Raw genomic sequence first — 23,706 nt, 5'->3', positions numbered from 1 at the left:
AGTATATTTAGAATTGGAAAATCTTTTTATCGTAGTTTCAAAGGTAAGTTTTAAAAGCCAAAAATGCCACCACTTCTTGTCCTAGGTTTTTTGCCCGTTAACATCCCAAAAATACCTCTGACAATCTCCTTTCCGATTTGACGGGTAATCGTGGCACCCATTACTTGTTCAACAATGCTCTTTTCACCTGGTTTTGGTTTACTTTCTGCTTCAACTCTTTTTTGTTCTTCTTCGACGGCTTTGGCCTCATTTTCTTCAGCCATTTTCAAGTTGATTTTATCTGTAAGCATTTCGAAAGCACTCACAGAATCGATTTCCTCTTGGTATTTTTTAAATAATGGGCTTGCCTGCATCAACCGTTCACAATCTATGGCAGCCATTGGCCCCATTACCGCACGTGGTGGTGTTAACATCGTGGCAGCAACTTCTGTGGGGATTCCTTTTTCGTTCAGTACGGTTACCAAAGCTTGTCCGGTACCCAAAGCGGTCAACATTTTGTCTATCTGATAAAAATCTGATTTAGGATAGGTATTTACCGTCTTTTTTAAAGCATCTACATCATTAGGTGTAAATGCTCTTAAAGCATGTTGGACGCGGTTGCCCAGTTGTGCCAAAACACTTTCTGGAACATCCATAGGCGATTGTGTACAAAAGAATACGCCAATACCCTTAGAACGGATCAACCTGATGATCGTATTCACCTGGTCTAAAAACGCTTTGGGTGCGTCGTTAAAAAGTAAGTGCGCCTCGTCAAAAAAGAAGACCAATTTGGGTTGGTCCAAATCTCCAGCTTCTGGCATCGACTGATAAATTTCGGCCAATAAGCTCAATAAAAAAGTAGAATATAAAACAGGTTGGTTCTGTACATCGGCAATGTTCAATAAACTGATTACACCTTTGCCGTCTATCCGGTTAAAAAGATATCGATATCGTAAGAGGTCTCACCAAACATCCCGCCTAAACCTTGTTGTTCTATGGCTACAATCTTTCTCAGGATGGTACTAGAGGTGGCTGTAGAAATAGAACCATAGCTGCTTTTGATTTCGGCAGCACCAGCCCCTTCGGCCAAATAACCTAATAGTTTTTTTAAGTCCTTTAGGTCTACGATTGGCATTTTGTTATCGTCGGCATATTTGAAGATCACGGCCAAAACACCGGTTTGGGTTTCATTGAGTTCGAGAATCTTGGCCAATAATACGGGACCAAATTCAGTTACCGTGGCGCGCATCTGTGCACCTGTTTTTCCACTCAAAGAATAAAGCTCTATTGGAAATCCACTAGGGGTAAAAGTCTTATTGAGCTGCTTGGCGCGGTCTTCAATTTTCGGATTGCTTGTTCCTGCCTGATATAGACCAGAAAGATCACCTTTAACATCCAGCATGAAAACGGGTACTCCAGCATCAGAAAGCTGCTCGGCAAGTAGTTGCAAGGTTCGGGTTTTACCCGTACCTGTAGCCCCTGCAATCAGGCCATGGCGGTTCATCATCCGTAAAGGCAGGTTTACCTCGGCCTCTGCCAATACTTCGCCATCTAAAATGCCTGCACCCAGATAAATAGAAGCTCCTGTAGGTGCGTATGATGCTTTTATCTTTTCTATAAATAAGGTCTTTTGATCACTCATAGGTTTTTGTTTTTCGCCTTTAAATTAAGAAAGAAATAGCAGAAAGAGAAAGGTATGTTATCGATTGTCCTGCTTTATTTTACTTTGCAGGCTTTTCATTCTTAATGCGAATATAAAATGGATGATCAGGTCTACAGTGAAGACGATATCCTGTTCTTGGTTCGTGTCGACACGAACCAAGGGATGGTAATGACAAAGGTATTTGGTTTAGACCATTATTTTATAGAAAGGTAGATCGCTACGGTGGCATTGCTCCAATCCTTGCTCTGCTCATCATATACTTCAAAATCTGGGGCGTAGGCTCGCGGGAGGTTTGTATTCCAGATGTTTACCCATACTTCGGCTACGCAATCGGGCATTTTGCCTTTGGCCATTATTTTTTGATAGCTGTTTTTGGGGATGGTCAAATTGCTCAAACCTGTTGGCGTTAGTGTACCTTTTGCTACTTTACAACCAATAAAATAGGCGTAAGGTTGGGTGTAATCCCCATCATAGTCATGATAAACGGCATAGATTTCTTCACCAAGTTTATTTGGGATTTGGGAAGCTATATTTTCTGCCTCAAATCTTTGCCAGAGGTTTCCACAATCTATCATCGATTGTTGGTTGAGGTTACTTGTTTTGTTGGGCAGTGACAAACCGATGAGTTCAAATTCTTGTACTTCCATATCATTTTGATGAGAAAAGGATTTATACTAAAGTAGCATTTTTTAAATTAAAGCGAATTCATTCTGCGTTGAAACTCATCTATAAACAGGCTCACCTGGTATCCATCCATTAAAGCATGGTTGACATGAACGGCTATAGGCATTGATTTTTGGCCCTTGTTCTCTGTCATTTTACCAAATGAAAATTTCGGACAACTATCTTTAAAGGTAAAACTTCGTGCATGCGATAATGAGGTAAACTTTAACCAAGGCATGGCTGAAATATGGATGACATTTGCACCTGAACTTGCAGGTACGAGTCCGGTAGATTGTTTAACCCTTTGTATTTCTTTTTGAGCCTCGACTTGAAAATCTTCAAATTGAATAGCATAATCAATGTACGAGAAACCAAAAGTGCCATCTGGGCGATTAATTACTGCTGAGGCGTGCACCTTGTCATATAGATAAATCTGATCGTCTTCAATCCTTAACCTAAAATTTTCAATTGAATTTGCTGTCGTCAATGCCTGATGTAAATAATATAAGAAAAAACCTTTTCCTTCTCTTTTGCATTTGTCATAAGCAATGGTACAATCAATATCTACCACTACGCCAAAAAAAGGTTCTTCAAATCTGTTAAAGAAGTTGAAATGGTCTTTTCTGGGCCAATTTTCTAAATCAAAAAGGTGTCTCATTCAGTAGGGGTAAAATATCGGTAATGGTCTGTACAGGCGTAAAGTTTTCGTGTTCAACATTGTGCTCAATCTCTTCGTGTGCCCAAGTGGTATGGAAAGGTACATGTATGGCAGTTCCTCCAATCTGTAGCACTGGCAATACATCAGATTTAAGCGAATTGCCGATCATTAAAAAATTTTCTGGTCTGCAATCAAGGTGTTTCAGCAGTTTCAAGTAATCTTTTTCCTGCTTATCACTCATGATCTCGATGTGATGGAAATATTTTTCTAAACCAGATTTCTGTAGTTTTCTTTCTTGATCAAGCAGGTCGCCTTTTGTAGCGACCACCAAACGGTAATTTCCTTTTAATGTTTCAAGAACCTGTTCTATCCCATCCAATAATTCGATAGGTTTGTTCAACTGTTCCTTTCCATATTGGATGGCTTTGCTGATCATTTCGAGGCTTGCTGTTCCTTCGGTAACTTCTAAGATCGTTTCGATCATAGAAAGCATAAAACCTTTAATACCATAGCCATATAAAGGTAGGTTTCGTATTTCTGTTTTAAAAAGTTCGTTGGCCACGCTATGCATTGGAAGGTAATCTTCTAACAAGGCGCAAAACTTTTCTTCGGCTTCTCTAAAATAAGGTTCGTTTACCCATAAAGTGTCATCGGCATCAAATGCGATTACTTTGATATTGGTCATTTGTATTGGTGTTTTTAAGGAAGTAAAAGTATAAAATTTATCTTTTACTGAAATAACTGTAGCAAAATCTATAAACTGAGTTCGATTAATAATTAGCACAAGTTTGGGATATGAATAATCAATGACTGATCTTGAAACCAATCGTTTTTGCTACTGTTTGATGGTGCTGTCGCTTCGCGGACATACTTTTTTCCTGTAGATGAAAAAAGTATGCAAAAAAATCCACGGCTGCGCCCTGTTCTGTTAAAGGAAATGCTCAGGCTTATTGCTGCTTTCCGAACAGGCCAAGGCCGCTTTTAGTAAAACGTTGAGGTGGTGCTTAGGCTTGAGAAGTTCCAAAAACTTCTTAATGCAAACTCCTATTGTGAAGTTATTTTTAGCATAAATTGACCTAGCGCAACAATTTCAACCTTTCGAGCAAGCGGTCTTTATGCATGTCGCTGATGGGGATGAGCTGTTCGTTAATAGAAACTCTTCCGCGTTCGATAAAACTGATCTGATTGAGGTTGATGACATACGATTTATGGATACGCATAAAATGGTCACTTGGGAGTTCGTCCTCTAACGATTTCATGCTTTGTAAGGTTAAGATCTGCTCATTTAGGGTATGGATGATTACATAATCCCTTGCCCCTTCCAGATAATAGATGTCGTCTAAAGAAATTTTAACTAACCTATAATCCGTTTTTACAAAAATGAATTGGTTTTGTAAAGGTAGGGTAGGTTGTGCCAGCACTGGAGTAACCAAGTTAGCCGATCTTTCTTGAGCTTTTTCTACAGCAACCAGAAAACGATCAAAGGTAATGGGTTTCAAAAGATAATCTACCACATGGTGGTCGTAACTTTCTAAAGCATATTCACTATAGGCAGTGGTAATGATCACCATACATTTTTTTTGTAGGATCTTCATAAACTGGAGACCAGTTAACTCTGGCATCTGCATGTCTAAAAAAACAAGGTCAATGTTGCTGGTCTTTGCCAATTTTAAAGCATTCATCGGGTCTGAAGTAGAAGCGGTCAATGTTAAACCTGGGGTTTTATTGATGTAATCACTCAAGAGGGCGATGGCTAAGGGTTCATCGTCAACAACAATACAATTGATCTCTTTTCGTAATTATTCATGTAGGTTAATGGTTAGTTTAACGTTGTATGCTTCAACAAGGTCAACAATGGCTAAAGTGTGCTGTGTCCCATAGATCAGTTCTAGTCTTTTTTTGACATTTTCTGAGCCTATTCCGCCCGTATGGTCCTTGTTAAAATTACCTTTTTTATTACTTACATTAAATAGAATGATTTCTCCATTTAAACGAAGGATCGACGACCAAAGGTATATTTTCGTCCCGTAGGTTACCATGTTTAAAAGCATTTTCTACAAATGGGATCAAGGTTAAAGGGGCAATGCGTAAGGTGCAGTCTGCCGGAAGTGAAATGTTGATCTTGGTAGCAGGTACAAAATCATAACGCATCAATTGGAGGTCGATGTAATGTTGGAGATAACGGACTTCTTTGATCAAGGCTACTTTTTGTTCTTCTTCGTATAACATGTAGCGCAGGAGCTCAGATAATTTACTGATGGAAGTCAATGCCTTATCAGAGCCTTGGTATACAAGTGTATAAACATTATTCAGGCTATTGAACAAAAAATGAGGGTTGATCTGCGAACGGAGAAAAGCAAGTTCGGCCTGACGGCTCTTCAACAACAATTGGTTTTGCATCTTTTGCTGATGGTTATTGAGTTGAATGAAAAAGAAAACAATACCAAATGCACTGTAATATATGGTGAAGTAGATATTATCGATGAAATACCTTAAGGGTATGAGCATGTCGGCACTATAATTATGTTTCCCTTTAATGGCAAAAAGGATAACTTCTTCCATCACATATCTAATGCCTATCATCAAAGGAATACCGATAAGGATATAACACAAGATGGCTGCAGTTTTTTGTTTGTAGCGATAAAAAAGGATATAAAATAAGCTATAGCTAACCAATACGCTTAAGAACCAAACCAACATATGGAAAGGGAAATATAGGCCAGCCTTTCCCCGTAGGAAATAGAATATGGTATCACCGTTATTTAAATGGTTGCCGATACTCCAGGTCATCTGTTGAAAGCTATAAAAAATAAAAAAGCCGAATGACAGCCAACCCAATTTAAATTTCATGGTTAAAGTTAAAACCTTTAACTGTATTTAATATCCAATAATCCATATTTCCAGCTTATTCGTCTGCCAAAACAATGAATGTATCTTCAAAATCCTTATCGATGAAATCAGTTGATTGGTAGAGCAGATACCTGCAGTTAAGAGATTCCACTCTTTGAACTTGATCTAACATAATAGTTTCGATAAAAATCAATTTTATGAAGAAGCTCATTGTGATCTTATTGTTGACGTTTCCATTTTATGTACTGGCCCAACAAGGTGCCTTCCAATTGAAGGGCAGAGTTTTTGGTAAAGATAGTATCGCCTTAAGCGGAGTAAACATCAACTTATTTGAAGAGGGTACGAACAAGAAACTGCATACAGTAATTACCGATGAAAAAGGAAGTTTTACGATAAGCGCTCCATCGAAAGCTGTTTATCTTTCTATCAACTATCTGGGGTATATCCCTTATCGAGCAAAACCTGTTTTTGAAAAAGAACTGATCGTGCATTTACAGGAACAAACGCAATTGTTGAAAGAGATCACTGTAAGTACACAAAGACCGCTGATCGAACAACAGTTTGATCGAACAGTGATGAATGTTGATGGCAATATGCGTTTAGGGATGGATGCTACTGATATCCTTAAAAAAATACCTGGGGTGGTTATTAAAAATGGGACCGAAATTTTGTTGGAAAATAAAGCCGTAAACGTAATGATGGATGGTAAAACTGTAAAGATGAGCGGAAATGACCTAATGAACTTACTGAGTGGTACCAGTCCGGCCATGATCAGCCAGATCGAAGTGATCCATAGCCCTTCAGCAAAAGTTGATGCACAAGGTGCTGGGGCAGTAATCAATATCAAGACCTTAAAACGCCAGACCCCAGGTTATGATATGAACTTAGGGTTAACCACTGGACATGGATGGAAGTATCCAACCAGTCAGTCTATTTCGGCAGGATTGACTTATAGGAGCAATAATGATTATGTATATGGTAGTTATAGTTACGGATTTGGGAAACAATCTCAAGAGATAGAAAAACATACTTTTTTTCAGGTAGCCAACCAACGTCTGGACGAAAAACAGACCTATAAAGTTCCGTATGGAGGGCACAATGTGAGGGTAGGTTGGGACCATTATCTTAAAAACAAAGATGTGTTTGGTGTTTTGCTCACAGCTTATCATAACGACCGGAAATCGAATTTGTCACAGAGACCAACATTTCTGCTTTTAGTGCTACTGCGGTAGATTCGATGCGGTATGCAAATGCAACAAACAAAACCAATAGTAGAGGAGCCAATCTGAACTTCAATTATAAAACCGTGATAGATTCTGCTAAAAAGCAGGAACTGACCATGGATGCAGATGTTGGGATATTTGATTTTACAAGTGACAACCAACTGGGTACCCAATTGCTGAACGCCACAGGAAATCCTATTTTTTCGATGCAACAATTTCTTCAAGATGGGCATACGAGTTCCAAGATATACAGCTATAAAACAGATTATACCCAAAAGTTGCATAAAGGAACTTTAGAATCTGGATTTAAAGCAAGTTATGTAGACCTGAGCAACCAATTTAACTCCCTAAGCAGATATGACGGTGGGGCCTTTAAGGACCGTGGAAGCAATGATTTTTTATATCAGGAAACTCTATTGGCTGCTTATGTGAGCAGCAAGCAGACCTATCAAAAATTCACTTTACAATTAGGATTAAGAGCCGAAGAAACCATAACGAGTGGCAATTCACTAACCTTGAGCAATATGGTGAAGCGAGATTATCTCAATTTGTTTCCAAATGCATTAGTAGCTTATAAGTTTGGTAAGAACAGCTTGTCATTTTCTTATGCAAGACGAATTGGTCGACCTTCTTATAATGCTTTAAATCCATTTGTAATTGTGAATGGAGCCTATGATGTGAGCAAGGGGGAATCCTTATCTTAACCCTTCTTTTACCAATAGTTATAGGTTAGGTTTCAGCACAAGTATCGGGCTTTCTGTAGCACTATCGCATAGTATGGTTAAAGATGTCATTACCGATTTACGGGAAGTAGACGACCTTACCAAAGTTTCTACCAGTTACAAGGCCAACATGAACCAAAATTACAATACAGGTATCAGCATGAGCTATTATAAGCAATTTTTTAAGTTGTGGGACCTGAGTATAAGTGGAGGGTCATCGTTGAACCGTTATCAATTTGATTACCAAAATGGGAAAGTAGGTGTGAAACAACTGACTGCTTATGCTTCCATCGACAACCATTTTAAATTGCCCAAAGATTGGTGGATCGATGTGAGTTATTACGGACAAAGTAAGGCGACCTATGGTTACCAGATCAATTTGCCTTATTACTTTATCAGTTCTACTATTGGAAAAGGATTATGGAAAAACAAAGCTACTTTATCTTTGGCTGTCAACGATATATTTTTCACCTCTATTACCCGCAGTGAAGCCAATTATGCAAACGTCAATTACAACTTAAGGAGCCAATATGATAGCCGTAATTTTCGTTTGAGGTTCAACTATAGATTTGGCAATTCTAAAATCGAGATGAGGAAAAGAAGTTCTGGATCTACAGAAGAGCAGGGCAGGACGCAATAACAAGAACCCCCATTAAAGACAATGTTTAATGGGGGTAATTTTGCTTATCGGCATGCGAACTAGTTTCTCATGCTTCTGATCAAAAACCTGATGATCAAAAATATAATGATTACCAATAAGATGCCATTGATCAATTGCCAGACTACAGCACCTAGACTATAGTCTATAAGATCCATTTTTGAAATTGTTTATTTTGCATATTTATACATTACCGTTTTACTGTTGCTCGTAATGCTGGCTACAATATAAATTGTACCGTCTGAGGCAACCTGCATATCAAACTCATTTACTTTCTCGCTGATTACCTTTCTCTCGGTATTCCAGTTGTTAGTGGCTTTGTTAAAGGTTTTAACTAAGACAGAGGTCGCATTGGCATAGGCAAAGTATAACACGCCATCATCATCTACCGCTAGTGCAAATTTATCTCTTTCTCCACCGCTCGAAACGGCATTGCCTAGTTCTTGCCAGTTGCCCGTGGTTTTATTGAACTTCATCACATGGTCTAATCTGCCAGAAGTTGGTGCAACTTGATAGGCGAGATAAGCTTCACCAGTTTTATCGACAGCAATACTCACACCTTGGAAACCAACCAAACCATCCGGAGCTGTAAATGAGGTTTGACCAATAGGTATCCAAGTATTGTTTTCGTATTTGAACATTGATGGTTTGTTTACACCCGTACTTCTGTCCATTATACCCAGATAATTTTTGCCATCCAGACCTTTGATGATTTGATCGTAGAAAACTGTAATCCCGCCTGGAGGAGTGATCGATCCCCATGTGTTAGCCGTATAATTAGAAACATATAAACCCCTTGCAGGAATACCCGAAGCATCTGTTCCAGTTTTTGCCATCGCTACCAATGGAATGTCATTTGCTGTCATGGCGAACGATAGGTAATCAACCTTAATTGGTGTAAACCTACGGTTACCTACCGGATTCCATGTTGTTCCGTTGTATTTGAGTACAGTTGCCTTTTGGTCTCCATTTAAGTAATCCTTGTAGGCAATATGAAGGGTTCCCTCAGAATCGAACGCAATTCCGGGTACATCTGCCCTAAACTCTGATACACCAGTATTGGCCCCAATATTGGTCCAAGCGGTACCATTGTAACCCATTACGGCTACTTTTCTGTTGTCGGTCTCTATGGTTGCTCCAGTTTCATCTTTACCAATACGTTGATACACGAAATAAGGATAATTGTTAAAAGGGTTGATGGCCATTTTGATGCCTGATGCAGTTACCAAACCTGTAAGGTCTGCAGCAACAAGGCTCCATTGACGACCTAAGAAGTCGATGTTGACTGTAAAATTTAATGGTGAAGCTAAGCTGGCATCATTAAATGTGTAAACCACAGGGTTTGTGAAATCGTTAATCGTCACTTTGTTTTGCTGTACAGTGCTACCTATTTTCAATACAGCACCAGTGGTGGTTTCAAAACGGGCAATCAGTTTTGTCAGATTTACCGTTTCAGAAACATTGACCTCTATATCGGTACCTCTGATGATACCAACATAATTTTGTGCTAAATCAGGATTGTCCTCTATAAAGAAACCAAAAGATTTTAAAGCCACATTTTTCTCTACCCTAACGGCATAAGTCTTAGTACTTCTGTCTTCTGCCTTTACTTTATAGATAACAGCTTTGGTGAAATCCTGAATTGAAATTCCAGTTTCTTGAACAACTGTGCCTACTTGTACAATTGTACGTGGGTTTTCCATCTCAAAGCTTGCCTTGAGGTTTGTCACATCTACCTCAATAGGTAAGGCCACAACAATTTCTCCATCTTTAATTATACCTGGATATTCTTTTGTTATGCCGAGGTCGTTTTTAACGATAAACTTAAAAGAAGTAAAACCTTTGTCGTACATCACAACATCTTTTTTACAACCTCCAAATAGTCCTGTTATCACTAACAGAACCAATATTGTTATATTTTTAATATTTTTCATCAGTCTAAAATTTGTTTTAAGATGATTGACTTCCCTATGCATTTGTATTGAACAAGGAAGCCTCATCTGCTGTTAATTTAATTTCTTAAAGTTTTCTGGCATAAGAACAGCTTTGATTCCTGGCGTTTCTACCAAGTATTTTTTTGCATAATCGGCAACCATGGCAGGCGTAATTTTATTGATCATATTTTCATAATCATTAAAGAAGCTATAATCTTTAAAGCCAAAATAGAATTGGTTCCTTAAAGACGAGCTCCAGAACAAATTCTTGCCTGCTTGTTTTTTATAACTGTCTATCTGCTGTACTTTGATGTTGGTGAGGTCGCTTAAAAAGTAACTAGGATTTTCTGCCACCTTTTTAACTTCTAGCTGTGCCTGTTTGATCAAAAACTCTGCTGCTTCTGGTGCACAACTGAAAGGATCCTTGATCTGATCAAGGGAGATGGGATACTGGTTGATGAAATAGAAACTCCTACACCATATACGCCTGAGTTTTCTTCTCTCAGGTTTAATCGAAGTTTTACTTTTAACACTTCTTGTAAAAGGGTCTGCACTAAAATTTCAGGGTAATCGTAATTTACCTTATTGCTTTGATAAAACAAGTTTACAGTGCTTTTTGGGGCTTTACCAGCAAAAACCAAAATGTCTTTTGCTGTATCGCCACCAGCTGGTCCCTTGTATTCAAACTTATTATTGTAATCGCCCGATGGCAGACCGCCGATGTACTGCTCTATTAAAGGTTTGATGCTATCAGGGTTAAAGCCGCCGACAATAACAAACTGAAAGTCTTTTGCAGATCCAAAACGACTTTTAAAAACAGGTATGATATCTTTAAAATGAAGTTCTTTATTGATGCGCTCGACAGAGATGTCTGATGCGTAATCATCATCTCCTTTTAAAAGCTCGGCAATTGCCTTGTTGTAATCATAAGTTGGCGATTGTTTATTATTGTCTAAACGTTCGATGGTTTGTCGTTTGGCCTGCTCAAAAGTTAAGGATCTGCATTTGGGTATACCCATTTCAGGTACATCAATTGGAACATGGTTTTGGCATCTTTCCAATCTGCACTGCTCACTATGCCTTCTCTTGTGCTGGAGAGTACTAAGGTGGCAGAAGCAGAGTTGCCTGTTAAAAACTGTGTTAAAGCTCTTCTGCTAAACTCGCCTGCGCCACTTAAACCAGTAACCGCTTTTACAAATTGAGAAGTTACAAATTGTGTAGAGTCTAATGCATAGATACCCCCAGCTCTAAAACCAGATAAAGAAATGTAGTCTTTTTTCTCGTTTGTTGGTTTCAGGTAAACGGTTGTTCCGTTGGATAAAGTCCATTTGGTAACGCCTATTGCTGTTAACTGTTCTTCCTTGGTTACTTTTCCTGCTTTTGGTTCGTTTGCCAGTAATTGCTTAGGAATAGTAACATTGTCTTTCCATGGTGAGATCTTTCTGCAACAGACTTGGCAAACATCTTCTTTAAAGCAGACTGATCAGGCAGATTTGCCGCATCTTTTTCTGGTGCAGTAAGTAAAACCACAGTATTCCCTGGGTTATTTACCGATTTTAAAAAATGGACAATAGCAGTTGAATCAATCTGTGGAGCATATTTAAGAGCTAACCTATTGCGTTCTGTTTTAGCCAGCATGGTGGTGCCGTTGTAAAAAAGGTCGTGGATCTCATTTACATAAGTCTCTGGTTCTGTTTTATCTTCTGTAGTGGCCGAACGTTTAATAGAGGCAATATATTCCTCTCTTAATTTGTTAACCTCATCGTTGGTAAAACCATAACGGATGATGCGTTGCGTTTCTGTTAGGTATTTGGCAATGCCTTCGTTGATCTTATCATGATATAGTGCCACACCACCAGATACGATGCCATTTTTTAAGACCAGATTGCTCACTGAAAAACTACCTTCCTTAAAATCATTCTGCAATTGCGCAATTCTACTGAAACGGTTTTTGGCCAATGCATTAAAAAATGACCTTGTCAATTGATTCTTATAATCTTCTTCAGTTTGGATGCCTTTAAACGACTTGATCTTATTGAAAATGCTCAAGTCTATTGAAGAGGCTTCTTTATCTGTAATGATAGAAAACAAAGTGTCTTTGTGTGGAGGCAGTTCGTAATAAACACGAGGTGCCTTGCTTTTAGCTTGATACTGGCTAAATTCATTTTTGATATAGCTTTCTACCTTTTTTGGGTCGATATCTGTTACGATGGCAATAGACATCAAATCAGGACGGTACCATTTCTCATAAAAATCAACTATCGTTTGGCGTTTAAAGGTTTTGAGGATATCAACTTTTCCAATCGGTAAACGTTCGGCATATCTCGATTTGTTGAACAGAACAGGTAGGTATTGCTCTCTTAAACGATTGTCTGCACCTTGTTTGCTTCTCCATTCTTCAATCACTACACCACGTTCCTTATCAATTTCGTTTTGGTCAAAGGTTACACCAAAGGCCCAGTCGCCCATAATATCGATAGACTTTTCTAGGTTCTTCTCGTCTTTGGTATTGATACTGATTTTGTACACAGTTTCGTCAAAACTGGTATGTGCATTTAGATCTGCACCAAACTTTACACCTTTAGATTCCAAAAATTCGATCACATCATTTTTCGAATAATGTTTGGTGCCATTAAAGGCCATATGCTCGATAAAGTGGGCCAGACCTTGCTGGCTGTTATCTTCTTGTAAGGAGCCTGCATTTAAAAACAACCTCAAAACAGAATTGCCCTTGGCCCTATCTGTTTTGTAGATGTAATAAGTAAAGCCATTTTTAAGTTTTCCAGTAACCAGATTGGGGTTTTGTTTAAGCTGTTGCGCATAAACACCCGAACTGACCAAAAGCAGTATAAAAAGTAAACCGCTAAAATTTTTAATCTTCTTCATCTGTTGCTCCTTATTTTTTAGTGATTACTAATTGTTTTTGTAATTGGTCAGGGCCTGGTAAACCCAGTGTATAATTTTTGCTGTTGCTGATCAATTTGATAATGATTGTATTGTTTTTTGTAGGATCTAAAGCAGCTTCTTTCCATTGGATGGTAATTGGTCGTTCGAAAATACCCGGTGGAAAATTTAGTTTTGTACCTTTTGTGATCAAGTCAAAATCTCGACCTTCTTTAAGTCCATCGCCAACTATAACTTCGTAGTTAACATCAATTGGTTCAAATTGTAGCTCTGCACTTAGGTATACATTATAATTTACCAGGTCTTTACGGTCTGATAAAACATCGATGGCACTTTTATTGTCAACCATGATATGGAAAAAAGGATGGTTGAAAGGTTCAACTTCTTTTTTGCAGGATGATAGCAATGTAAGGCCTGCAATTATTGTTGATATGATGAGGTATGTTATTTTGTTTTTCATTGTCTTTGTTAGTTATAGCCAGGATTTTGGATCATTGCTTTGTTTGCTTCCAGTTCTTTAATAGAGATCGGCAAAACAAACTTGGTGTTAGGGTAGGTGAGGCTACAGGTCGTTGCGTTACAATCAGCACTTCTTTGTAGGTTTTCTTTCCTTCTTACCAGATCAAACAGGCGATGGTTTTCAAAACACAATTCCCTATTTCTTTCATTTGCGATCTGTTTATACAAATCATCATTAGAACTGTAGGTAATTGTTATTGTCCTTTCTGGATGTGCTCTTTGAGAAATGATACGGATATCTTCTGCGGCTTCGCTATATTTTTGGAGGTTCCAATTGGCTTCGGCACGGTTGAGGTAAAGTTCAGATAAACGAAGGTCTTGATGGTTAACGGGCCAGTTGGGCTTACCACACCATCTCCATATTTGGTGGTTAAAGACTTACCTAAATTATCTCCTGTTTTTGGTTTGGTAAACATTGTTTTGAACCTGATGTCATCTTCATCGTACATGTTCAATATTTTGGTTGTAGCTGTATATTGAGCTGCGGTTGCATCAGAAAGCATCGAAAAAACGTCTAATGCACTAGCAGATAAGGTGGCATTGTTCAATTGAAATATCACTTCAACTTTAGGGCTTGCAGTAGCTGCAGGATAGGTGATGAATGATGCTTTGTAGTTGTTTGCATTTGCCAACTCATAAGCATTATCGTTGATCACCATATTGGCATAAGAAACACTCTGCGCCCAATCGCCCTTATACAGATAAACACGAGAAAGTAGGCCCAAAGCAGCTTGATAAGTAATGGCTGCCTGTGTATGATGGTTTGCATTTTGTTGTAGATAGGGAAGGGATTCATTCAGATCGGCAATGATCTGTGCATAAACCTCTTTCATTGTTTTTCTTGGTACCACTTCACCAGGACTTGGTGTCTTTAACAAAACGGGTACGCCCAAATGAGAGCCATCTGCTGTAAAATTATAAGGTTGTGCATAAACCCTACTTACATCAAAATGAAATAAGGCTCTCATTACCAAAGCTTGTCCATAAATTGAATCTAACGTTTTGGTCTGGTCCGGAAACTTGTCTTTTAGTCCTGGAATTGAACTGATGATGTTGTTTGCACCATTTATTGCACCATAAATATCCTCCCAAATGTTTCCTACGGCAAATTCGTCATCGCCAGGTGAGCTTTGGAAATTGAATTGTTGTAACATCCGATTGGTTTTCGAATTGCGGATCAGATTGTCTGAACTGATATCGGCATATAGACCAAAATAATCTTTATAATAGCTTATCATCTGGTTATAAGAGCCATTAATTGCTAGTTTGGCTCCATTAACAGTTTCGAAAAGCGTGATTTTTCCTGTTCTACCAATTGGTTCTTTTTCAAGGAATTTTTTGCAAGAGTTAAGGGTGGTGCAAAATATAATGAAGAGGATCAGGGTATAGTTAATTTTTTTCATTTCAATATGTATATTAAAATCCAACATTTAAACCAAATGAAAGCACAAGCGGTTGAGGATATGGATTAAATGAATTTCTAAAATCGTTACGATTGGAAGGGGTTGAATAAGGTGTCCAGAAACCAACATTATCAGCTTGGAAATACACACTTGCATTAGCGATTTTTGCCTTATTGACCCAGTTTTTAGGTAGGTTATAGTTTAAACTAATGTTCTGTAACCTTAAACTTGTTTTTTTATGTAGAAAACGGGTAGAATTACGACCATTGTTTTCATTCACAAAAAGTACTGATTTAGGAATGTTGCTCAAATCTCCCGGTTCTCTCCAACGGTCTAACAAGTTGGTAGATTGATTGTCTGCCGCGAGGTTACGGCCATCAGATTCTGCATCACGTTGAAAATCGCTAAATCCATAACCACCAACGTTGTAGATCAACAACGCCGATAAAGAGAAATCTTTATAAGTAATCGTATTGGTCATCCCACCAAAAAAATCCGGGGTAGAAGAACCTAAAACCACTCGGTTGTTCAGGTCAAATTCTTTAGTAATGTTATTGTTCCTGTCGTACCAAAGTGGACCACCATCACGTGGGTCGACACCTGCCCAACGGATCAGGTAAAAGGCATTCGCATCTTCGCCTACTCTTCTGATTGTTTTGTCAAGAATCTTATCGTTGCCATTGTACAACTTTAGGATTTTATTTCTGTTATGTGCAATATTGAACTTTGTTCTCCATTCGAAATTGTCCTTCACAATATTTTGTGTGTTTAAGGTAATTTCAATCCCACTGTTTCTAACCGAACCAATATTCTGTAGGATTCTGGTAAAGCCTGTAGTTCTTGTTACATCAACAGCATCTAACATGCCTTTTGTGGTATTTTGATAGAACTCTACTTCCATCGAAATTCTTTTGAATAGACCTAGACTAAGTCCTCCATTAATGATATAAGTGGTTTCCCATGATAATAATGGGTTCTCTCCACTGCTCATCACCGCACCTTCTTGGCCATTGTAACCATGATCTAAATCAAACTTATAAATCCCTTTAGATTTGTAAGCACCAATTCTAGAGTTACCATTTGATCCGTAACTTAATTTAAGTTTGGCAAAATCAATCTGTTTGATCTTCCAGAATTTTTCATTGCTAAGAGTCCAAGAAGCACCCACAGAGTTAAATGTAGCCCATTTTACGTCAGAGCCAAAGTCAGAATTTGCATCTCTACGGAAACTGCCCAGTAAACTATATTTATTAGCTAAGGTATATCGCAGTTGCCCATAATAAGAGATGCTGGTTTTATCATCTCCAGTATTGGTTTCTAAAACGTTTCTAGTGGCGTAGGTAATATCTCTAACGTCATCATTAGGGAAGCCTGATCCGCTGATGTTATAAGATCTTCTTTCCTGACTTCTGGCTTCTCCGCCCAACAATGCAGAAAAACTATGTTGATTAATGGTTTTATCAAAATTGATACGGTGTTGGCTATTCCAATTCACAAAATTGGTTTTTCCTTGTAACATATAGCCTGCATTGTTCCGCTCACTAAAGGTGTACATCGAGCGGTAATTTTTCTGTCTAATGGTACTTAGGTCTAATCCATTTGTGGTAGTGAAGCTAAGCCAAGGTAAAATCTGTACCGTACCACCAACACTTCCTTGTAAGGTTTTTGTCCTTTGTACATCATCATCTAATTTTGCATCGGCCAATTGGTTATAAAAAGCCATTACGTAATTCCCATTGGCATCAAAAGGACTATCAATAGGTCTGTTGTTGTAATAGGTATCGCCAGGGTAGAACAAGTTGTTGACATTATAGGAACCACCTACCCTTAAAAATAGATTGATAGATTTGTTGAGCGTGTGGTCGATATTGATCCTGCCAGAAAACCTTTGTGTCTGATTTTCTATCATGATTGGTTTTTCGTCGAAATAACCACCAGAAATATAATATCTTGTTTTCTTGTTCCCGCCTGATAGAGAGATATCGTGCGCAGTTGTAATGCCATTACGGAAAAATACATCATACCAATCTGTATTGGTATTGCCAAGATCAGGCATTTTGGCAGGGTCTAAAGAAGTGTTGTTTAAATAAGACTCTCTATACAGTTCTCTATACTGATCTCCATTTAACACATGGAATCTGCTATCGTTGATCAGGTTGATTCCTGTTCTGAAACTATAGTTGATATTTCTTTTTCCAGCCTGTCCCTTTTTGGTGGTGATCAATACTACTCCGTTTGATCCATCTGCTCCATAAATTGAAGTTGCCGTTGCATCCTTTAATACCACGATAGATTCGATATCATTTGGGTTTAAATAGGTGAGGGGACTTATACTGGTATTTATGCCTGGAATTAAATTGGTTTCATCACCAGTATTTAACGGAATACCATCCAATACCCATAGTGGTTCGTTGGAAGCACTAAATGATGCTTCTCCGCGGATACGTGTCTGAAATCTTGGTCTGGCCGTACTTGTACCACCTGCTTGTACTTCATATTGTAGACCAGCAACCATCCCTTCCAATAACTGGTCAATTCTGTTTACGGGTTTACGTTGGAGGTCTACACTGGTTAATTGTACAGCACTTCCAATCTGGTTCTCTTTCCTTTCTGAGCTACCATAAGCGGTAACAATGATCTCGTGGAGGTCGCTTGCTGTTTCAAGTAGCACCATATCAATTTTTGTACTGTTATTGATGGCAACCTCTTTGGTGCCAAAACCAATCATGGCAAAAACGAGTGTAGCATTAGCTGGAGCAGTGATGCGATAAGCACCATTGCCATCAGAAGAAACGGCCTTGCTGGTCCCTTTTACGGCTATGGTTACGCCTGGTAAAGGTAGGTCTGTTTTGCCAGGGCCTTCTTTTGACCTCACAGTTCCAGTAATTGTAATGTCTTCTACATTACTGTTTGTTGCTGCTTTTGTTTCACTGATGATGACCGTTTTGTCGATGATTCGATAGCCAAGCGCTTTACCTGCAGTCATTTGCCTAAGGGCATCTTCAAGTTCAACATTTTTGAGTTCGAGGCTTACCGTACCTGATTTTTTGAGCACAGCAGCATCGTAAAGAAAGAAAAAGCCACTCTGCTTTTTAATATCGATACATACGCTTTCTATACCCGCATTACGTACAGATAGGGTTACTTTTTGTGCATAGCTTGATGCTTGTACAACAAAACAGCTAGCAATTAATAAAAGAATAGTTAACCTCATAACTAATAGTATATTTCTATTAAATAACCTATATACCCCCGGGCACTTGCCGAGAAGGAAATGTTTCATATTTTTGTATGTGTTAGTTTTTAAATTGGTTTATTTCAATAATTTGTCAATAGGGAATAGCACATTTTTAAGTCCGAGAACATTGCAGTGTTCTCGGCTTTTTTATGCCAATTCTTGAGCGGTTGTTTGGGTCTTTTTACTTACTTCATAGTTGGTTTGGTTATTTGAATGTTTAAAAATTGACGGTTACGGTTCTATCTTTTAAATCGAAACTGGTTCCACTTACCGCATTGAGCATCTCTAATACTTGGTTTAAAGTGGCCTGTCTTCTGATATCCCCGCTATATTTTTTGGTTCCTGGTACACCTTTATATTCTATTTTAACATTGTACCATCTTGACACTTGATCTAGAATGTCAGTCATTTCGTCTTCATGGAAATAGAACACGCCTTCTTTCCAGGCAATTGATTTATAGGTGTCTACCTTGGCTACTTTTACATCTCCATTGTTAATGTCTGCTTCATCGCCCGGTTTAAGAATGGTCTGATTTTCACCAGAACGGATTTTTATGGCACCTTCTAATAAAGTAGTCTTACTGGTGTTTTTGTAAGAACTGATGTTAAAGTGCGTACCTAATACTTCCACTTCATTTTTGTTGAAACTTACAATAAAAGGAAGAGCCTTGTTATGGGCCACTTCAAAATAAGCCTCGCCAACCAATTGTACACGACGGTCGGTTTTATTGAAATCTGTAGAAAACCGAATGGCTGATGATGAATTTAAATACACCTTTGTGCCATCGGGTAAGATCATTTTATATTCTCCTGCTCTAGGTGTTCTCAATAGATTGTACCCTTTTTGGATTGGATTTTTGGCTTTATAGACCAAAAATCCATCCTTCATTTCAATACTCGTGTTTTTTTGTAGGTGGGCAGTAGGGTCAAGATTTATAGAAGTTCCATTGGCCATTTGTAATACAGCTTTTGTGCTACCAGGCTTAATGTCATAATTTTGGGCAAGGACAATAGATTCCCTATTGTCTTTAAGTTTGTAGGTATAAAGTCCAATACCTGCAACGATCAACAATACGGCAACTGAGCCGTAAGCAATCAGTTTATTCCAGTTTAACTTAGCAACTGGTTTAAGGGTCAATTGATCAGCTAGTTTGTTCCACGCCTCATTTGAATCGATCTTGTGGACAAAATCGATTTCTTTTTGAACTGACGATGTCTGTTTAAAGGATTCTAAAAGTTCAACATTTTTAGGATCGGCATCCAGCCATGCCATAAAATCTTTCTTTTCACTTTCAGAAAGCTCATCTTTTAGGAAACTAACAATGAGTTTTGCTATTAATTGAGAGTCTTGTTGCATTTTCATATCTTTTGATAAGAAACTTGAAAAGCAAAAAGGGGTGAAGAAAAATTAAATTATTGTTAAATAATTAATTTTTGAAAAGGAACACGGTGGTTACAAGTACCAAAAAATCTGGATTTACCCGCATTTTTAACAATTGTAGGCCACGCTTTTTTTGCGTTTTTACCGTGTTGATGCTAATGCCCAACTCTAAGGCAATCTGCGGGTTTTTTAACCCTTCCAAATAACCCATCCTAAATATAGTCTGGCAGTTTTTAGGTAAAGTGGTGATCACTTTATGCAGTTCGGCAATTACCTCAGACCTGATCATTGCATTTAGGCCAATGGCATCTTCTATAGGATCCTGCATCTTGGTTATTAAGGTAGGTGTTTTCAAGTTTTAACCTGCGTAGTTTGTTGAAACAGGCATTTCTGACCGAAGCATACAGAAAACTATTGATCACTTTTTCATCAAGATCTAGGTTTTCTTGAGCATCCCAAAAAGTAACAAACGTTTCTTGAACGATGTCTTTTGCGGCATCTTCATCCTTTAAAAACTGCAATGCAAAATGACATAGTTTTGCATAGTTGTCCTTAAACAATTTTTCAAATGAATTTACGGTATGTATACTTTTAGGCAATGAGGTTATTAAAATATGTTGAGTTACCAAAAATAGTATTTGTAAACAAGGAATACAAGTAGTTAAAATACTGATTTACTGTCTATACAGCCCAATAGAAAATAGTTAGAACAGTATGACGTTGTGGATGAACCTAACGTTGGATAGTTTGGTAATGAAAAAGGCCTAAGAAATTAATCTTAGACCTTTTATTTTTATAACTCTGTATAGTTGGCCCGCTTTTCGGCCAACTCTTTATGTTTTTTATAAGTATTGAAAAAGAACACGACACTCAATAGGCAGATCAATATCAGATTACTTAAGGTAAAACCATGGTCTAACCATACATGAAACTGTGGAACCTCACCACCAAAACTCTGTTTGATATTGGGCCAATTGTTCAAAGTAAAGAAAACCAGCACCATAAGGCCGATCTTCATCAAGGTAACGCATATAACTTTTGTATAATTGATTTTTTCCATATCTGTTTTGCCCAAAGCTAAATCTTTAATCCTTGCTCTTTTATCTTTGTTCTATTTAAACTCTCTAAAATCTTGATCTGCTTTGATGTTCAATAAACTTTCGTAGAATCAGGCTGATCACATTGTCAACATCTTCTTTATGTACCATTTCTACCGTTGTATGCATGTAACGTAGCGGTAAAGAGATCAATGCCGAAGGAACACCCCCATTTGAATAGGCAAATGCATCAGTATCTGTTCCAGTAGAACGAGAGGAAGCCTGACGTTGGAAAGGAATATCATTTTTCTCTGCAGTTTTGATCAATAATTTGTTCAGGTTGGTCTGTACTGCTGGTGCATAAGAAACTACTGGTCCTTTGCCACATGATAAATCGCCCTGTGTGATCTTGCTGATCATTGGGGTAGTGGTATCGTGTGTTACATCAGTTACGATGGCTACATTAGGTTTAATGCGTTGTGCAATCATTTCTGCCCCACGTAAACCAATTTCTTCTTGTACCGAGTTAACGATGTATAAACCAAAAGGTAGTTTTTTCTTGTTCTCTTTTAACAGACGAGCAACTTCGGCAATCATAAAACCACCAGCACGGTTGTCTAATGCACGGCCAACGTAATAACGATCATTCAAAACCATAAACTCATCTTCGTAGGTAATTACACAGCCTACATGGATGCCCAATTGCTCTACTTCTTCTTTGGTGGTACAGCCACAATCTAAAAAGATGTTCTTTAATGCAGGAGCTTCCTCTTTTTCACCACTGCGGGTATGGATCGCTGGCCAACCAAAAACAGCTTTGACCATTCCTTTTTCGGTATGGATATTTACGCGTTTTGATGGGGCAATCTGATGGTCAGAACCACCATTGCGGATCACATAGATCAAACCATCACTGGTAATGTAGTTTACGTACCAAGAAATTTCATCGGCATGTGCCTCAATTACTACTTTATAACTAGCTTTTGGATTAATTACACCAACTGCAGTGCCATAGTTGTCGATAAAATGTTCGTCAACATAAGGTTTTAGATAATCTAACCAAAGTTTTTGACCTTCCCACTCGTAACCAGTTGGGGCAGGGTTGTTGATATATGCTTCTAAAAACTGTAATGATTTTTTGGTCACTACTTGAACGTGTTTCTTTTTGTTTTCTTCTTCTTTTTTCTTTGCCATAGCTAAATATGATTACACCTATTTATGATTAAAACCAATAAGTCACAAATTACAAAATGATCTTCTTGTTTTGTGATCAAACTATTTCTAGTTCCATTTTTACGAAATCAAAACCACTTGCGGTGTAGGTTTGGTCAGTTTCGTGAAAGCCAAATTTAGTATAAAATTCCTTTGCATTTACACGGGCATTACACCAGAGTTTTGTCAGTTTTTGAACCTTACAAAAATCGATGAGGTACATTAACAGTTGCGAGCCTAAGCCTTGGTGTTGGGCTTCTGGCAAAACGGCAAACTTTCTAAACTGCCCAACAGTTCCTTCAGTAAATAAGGAAACCACCCCAGTCAGTTCATAGTCTACATAAATGCCAAAATGGATCCCGTCAAAATCATTTTCAAGCTTTACAAAATCGTAAGGCTTTTCTGGATACATGGTTAAATGTCTAATGCGCCAGGTTAGGGAAGGGAATATTTGTTCTACAACAGCCATTTTACACCTGCGGGTTAAACTTTTTATTGGAGTAGAATTTATAGATCAAAATATTAAGGATAATAATAGCAGTAATCCCATAACAGAACATGTTCCAGCCACCTAGATCCCAAAGCCATAAACCTAAAGCAGAACCACAGCTGGCTCCAATAAAACTTACCGACATGAAGATGGTATTTAGCCTATTTCTAGCTTCTGGAATGAGGGTGTAAATCCTGGTCTGATTGGTTACATGGATGGCTTGCTGACCAATGTCTATCAATACAATACCGATTACAAAGAGATAGAGGTAACTTCCAGTAAAATAGAACAAGGCCACACTCACAATTTGAAGGATAAAACCGGTCATCAGGTTTTTACGTGGATTGCCACCATCGCTTAATTTACCCACCAATGGAGCCGCTAATGCTCCGGCAGCTCCGGCAATGCCAAATAAACCAATCTGTAGGGTCTGAAAACTAAAGGGTGGATTGGCCAGAAACAAAACCATGGTGGTCCAAAATGCACTGATGATGGCAAAAGCCAAAAAGTTGATGATAGAAGTTTCTCTTAACACAGGTTGGGTTTTGATATAACCAAACATAGAGTTCATCAACTCTTTATAGCTGCCTTTAAAAGAAGGGTAGCTTTGTGGAAAACGTTTGGCCATCAATCCGATCAACAGCACACAAATGCCTGCTGCGATAAAATAAACGGCTCGCCAGCCCAACCAAAAGCCAATGCTGCCACTAACTGCCCTTGAAGCCAAAATGCCCACCAACAGCCCACTCATGATGATTCCAATGTTATGTCCTCGATTTTCGTCGGTACTTAAATTGGCAGCTAAGGGTAAGATCAATTGGGGCACGATAGAACAAGCACCAATTAGCACACTGGCAATTTCTAACAGTAAAAAGGTATGGGAAAAAGCGGCAACCAACAAGGCGGCTATGGCCAAACCTGTAATGATCAAGATCTGTTTCTTGCGTTCAAACATATCACCCAGGGGCACCAAAAGAAATAGGCCTAAGGCATAACCAGCTTGCGTTAAGTAGGTGATCCTGCCGGCAAACGTTTCGGTCAGGTTAAATTCTTTGGCCACCAATATCACCAATGGTTGGCAGTAATAGATATTTGCAACGATTAGGCCAGTACAAAAGGCCATTAATAAGATATCGACTCGCTTTAACATTGAGGTATAAGGTTTAGGGTTA

General features: G+C 38.4%; 23 protein-coding genes and 2 pseudogenes. 3 read left to right on the top strand and 22 right to left on the bottom strand.

Going from position 1 to position 23,706, the window contains the following annotated elements; all coding sequences use genetic code 11:
- Positions 1-50: 50 nt before the first annotated feature.
- From ACFJIZ_RS11805 to ACFJIZ_RS11775, 7 genes are all read right to left on the bottom strand, one after another.
- A complete protein-coding gene (locus ACFJIZ_RS11805; protein ID WP_379084071.1) occupies positions 51-881 on the bottom strand; it encodes a helicase HerA-like domain-containing protein in 831 nt (276 codons plus the stop codon).
- Between the two features lie 23 nt (positions 882-904).
- Positions 905-1,621, bottom strand: coding sequence for a helicase HerA-like domain-containing protein (locus ACFJIZ_RS11800; RefSeq protein WP_379084069.1), 717 nt, complete (start codon positions 1,619-1,621; stop codon positions 905-907).
- A gap of 215 nt (positions 1,622-1,836) precedes the next feature.
- Positions 1,837-2,289, bottom strand: a complete 453-nt coding sequence (locus ACFJIZ_RS11795) for a GyrI-like domain-containing protein (protein ID WP_379084066.1) — start codon at positions 2,287-2,289, stop codon at positions 1,837-1,839.
- Positions 2,290-2,336: 47 nt separating this feature from the next.
- Complete coding sequence (locus ACFJIZ_RS11790) at positions 2,337-2,963, bottom strand: CatA-like O-acetyltransferase (RefSeq protein WP_379084063.1); 627 nt, start codon at positions 2,961-2,963, stop codon at positions 2,337-2,339.
- Positions 2,947-3,648 carry an HAD family hydrolase gene (locus ACFJIZ_RS11785; protein WP_379084060.1) on the bottom strand — a complete coding sequence of 234 codons (702 nt, stop codon included), beginning with the start codon at positions 3,646-3,648 and terminating at the stop codon, positions 2,947-2,949. Before ACFJIZ_RS11785 ends, ACFJIZ_RS11790 begins: the two co-directional genes overlap by 17 nt.
- 391 nt (positions 3,649-4,039) lie before the next feature.
- Positions 4,040-4,741 carry a LytR/AlgR family response regulator transcription factor gene (locus ACFJIZ_RS11780; RefSeq protein ID WP_379094015.1) on the bottom strand — a complete coding sequence of 234 codons (702 nt, stop codon included), beginning with the start codon at positions 4,739-4,741 and terminating at the stop codon, positions 4,040-4,042.
- Between the two features lie 187 nt (positions 4,742-4,928).
- Positions 4,929-5,813, bottom strand: coding sequence for a sensor histidine kinase (locus ACFJIZ_RS11775; RefSeq protein ID WP_379084057.1), 885 nt, complete (start codon positions 5,811-5,813; stop codon positions 4,929-4,931).
- A gap of 197 nt (positions 5,814-6,010) precedes the next feature.
- On the opposite strand from ACFJIZ_RS11775, the gene ACFJIZ_RS11770 reads away from it, so the two are divergent.
- Genes ACFJIZ_RS11770 through ACFJIZ_RS11760 form a run of 3 tightly spaced genes read left to right on the top strand, consistent with a single transcriptional unit; the run spans position 6,011 to position 8,398 of the window.
- Positions 6,011-7,045, top strand: a complete 1,035-nt coding sequence (locus ACFJIZ_RS11770) for a hypothetical protein (protein ID WP_379084054.1) — start codon at positions 6,011-6,013, stop codon at positions 7,043-7,045.
- Positions 7,046-7,050: 5 nt separating this feature from the next.
- Positions 7,051-7,740 carry an outer membrane beta-barrel family protein gene (locus tag ACFJIZ_RS11765; RefSeq protein ID WP_379084051.1) on the top strand — a complete coding sequence of 230 codons (690 nt, stop codon included), beginning with the start codon at positions 7,051-7,053 and terminating at the stop codon, positions 7,738-7,740.
- Between the two features lie 43 nt (positions 7,741-7,783).
- Complete coding sequence (locus ACFJIZ_RS11760; RefSeq protein WP_379094012.1) at positions 7,784-8,398, top strand: outer membrane beta-barrel protein; 615 nt, start codon at positions 7,784-7,786, stop codon at positions 8,396-8,398.
- Positions 8,399-8,586: 188 nt separating this feature from the next.
- Here the strand turns inward: ACFJIZ_RS11760 and ACFJIZ_RS11755 are convergent, their stop codons facing one another.
- From ACFJIZ_RS11755 to ACFJIZ_RS11685, 15 genes and pseudogenes are all read right to left on the bottom strand, one after another.
- Positions 8,587-10,350 carry a hypothetical protein gene (locus tag ACFJIZ_RS11755; protein WP_379084048.1) on the bottom strand — a complete coding sequence of 588 codons (1,764 nt, stop codon included), beginning with the start codon at positions 10,348-10,350 and terminating at the stop codon, positions 8,587-8,589.
- A 72-nt stretch (positions 10,351-10,422) separates the two neighbouring features.
- The gene (locus ACFJIZ_RS11750) at positions 10,423-10,737 is read right to left on the bottom strand and encodes a hypothetical protein (RefSeq protein WP_379084045.1); all 315 of its coding nucleotides are present in this window, start codon (positions 10,735-10,737) and stop codon (positions 10,423-10,425) included.
- Positions 10,734-11,411, bottom strand: a complete 678-nt coding sequence (locus ACFJIZ_RS11745; protein ID WP_379084042.1) for an insulinase family protein — start codon at positions 11,409-11,411, stop codon at positions 10,734-10,736. The genes ACFJIZ_RS11750 and ACFJIZ_RS11745 overlap by 4 nt, the downstream gene beginning before the upstream one ends.
- 304 nt (positions 11,412-11,715) lie before the next feature.
- On the bottom strand, positions 11,716-13,236 hold the full coding sequence (locus tag ACFJIZ_RS11740) for a M16 family metallopeptidase (protein ID WP_379084039.1): 1,521 nt from the start codon (positions 13,234-13,236) through the stop codon (positions 11,716-11,718).
- Between the two features lie 10 nt (positions 13,237-13,246).
- Complete coding sequence (locus tag ACFJIZ_RS11735) at positions 13,247-13,714, bottom strand: hypothetical protein (RefSeq protein WP_379084036.1); 468 nt, start codon at positions 13,712-13,714, stop codon at positions 13,247-13,249.
- A gap of 8 nt (positions 13,715-13,722) precedes the next feature.
- Positions 13,723-14,136 carry a RagB/SusD family nutrient uptake outer membrane protein gene (locus ACFJIZ_RS11730; RefSeq protein WP_379094009.1) on the bottom strand — a complete coding sequence of 138 codons (414 nt, stop codon included), beginning with the start codon at positions 14,134-14,136 and terminating at the stop codon, positions 13,723-13,725.
- A gap of 347 nt (positions 14,137-14,483) precedes the next feature.
- A pseudogene (locus ACFJIZ_RS11725) lies at positions 14,484-15,176 on the bottom strand (RagB/SusD family nutrient uptake outer membrane protein); the annotation flags it as partial.
- 13 nt (positions 15,177-15,189) lie between these two features.
- Positions 15,190-18,390, bottom strand: coding sequence for a SusC/RagA family TonB-linked outer membrane protein (locus ACFJIZ_RS11720; RefSeq protein WP_379084034.1), 3,201 nt, complete (start codon positions 18,388-18,390; stop codon positions 15,190-15,192).
- A gap of 241 nt (positions 18,391-18,631) precedes the next feature.
- A complete protein-coding gene (locus ACFJIZ_RS11715) occupies positions 18,632-19,777 on the bottom strand; it encodes a FecR family protein (RefSeq protein WP_379084031.1) in 1,146 nt (381 codons plus the stop codon).
- 64 nt (positions 19,778-19,841) lie between these two features.
- Positions 19,842-20,123, bottom strand: a complete 282-nt coding sequence (locus ACFJIZ_RS11710) for a sigma factor-like helix-turn-helix DNA-binding protein (RefSeq protein WP_379084028.1) — start codon at positions 20,121-20,123, stop codon at positions 19,842-19,844.
- A complete protein-coding gene (locus tag ACFJIZ_RS11705; RefSeq protein ID WP_379084025.1) occupies positions 20,071-20,394 on the bottom strand; it encodes a sigma factor in 324 nt (107 codons plus the stop codon). The genes ACFJIZ_RS11710 and ACFJIZ_RS11705 overlap by 53 nt, the downstream gene beginning before the upstream one ends.
- 194 nt (positions 20,395-20,588) lie before the next feature.
- Positions 20,589-20,855, bottom strand: a complete 267-nt coding sequence (locus tag ACFJIZ_RS11700) for a hypothetical protein (protein WP_379084022.1) — start codon at positions 20,853-20,855, stop codon at positions 20,589-20,591.
- 51 nt (positions 20,856-20,906) lie between these two features.
- A pseudogene (locus tag ACFJIZ_RS11695) lies at positions 20,907-22,026 on the bottom strand (M42 family metallopeptidase).
- Between the two features lie 76 nt (positions 22,027-22,102).
- Positions 22,103-22,513, bottom strand: coding sequence for a GNAT family N-acetyltransferase (locus tag ACFJIZ_RS11690; RefSeq protein ID WP_379084019.1), 411 nt, complete (start codon positions 22,511-22,513; stop codon positions 22,103-22,105).
- A gap of 1 nt (position 22,514) precedes the next feature.
- Positions 22,515-23,684: an MFS transporter gene (locus ACFJIZ_RS11685; protein WP_379084016.1), complete on the bottom strand. Its 1,170-nt coding sequence runs from the start codon at positions 23,682-23,684 to the stop codon at positions 22,515-22,517.
- Between the last annotated feature and the right edge of the window lie 22 nt (positions 23,685-23,706).

The sequence above is a fragment of the Pedobacter sp. UC225_65 genome (genome assembly GCF_042698365.1).
Taxonomy (GTDB): domain Bacteria; phylum Bacteroidota; class Bacteroidia; order Sphingobacteriales; family Sphingobacteriaceae; genus Pedobacter.
Note: the sequence above shows the minus strand (reverse complement) of the source record. Positions and strands in the feature narration are given on the sequence as shown.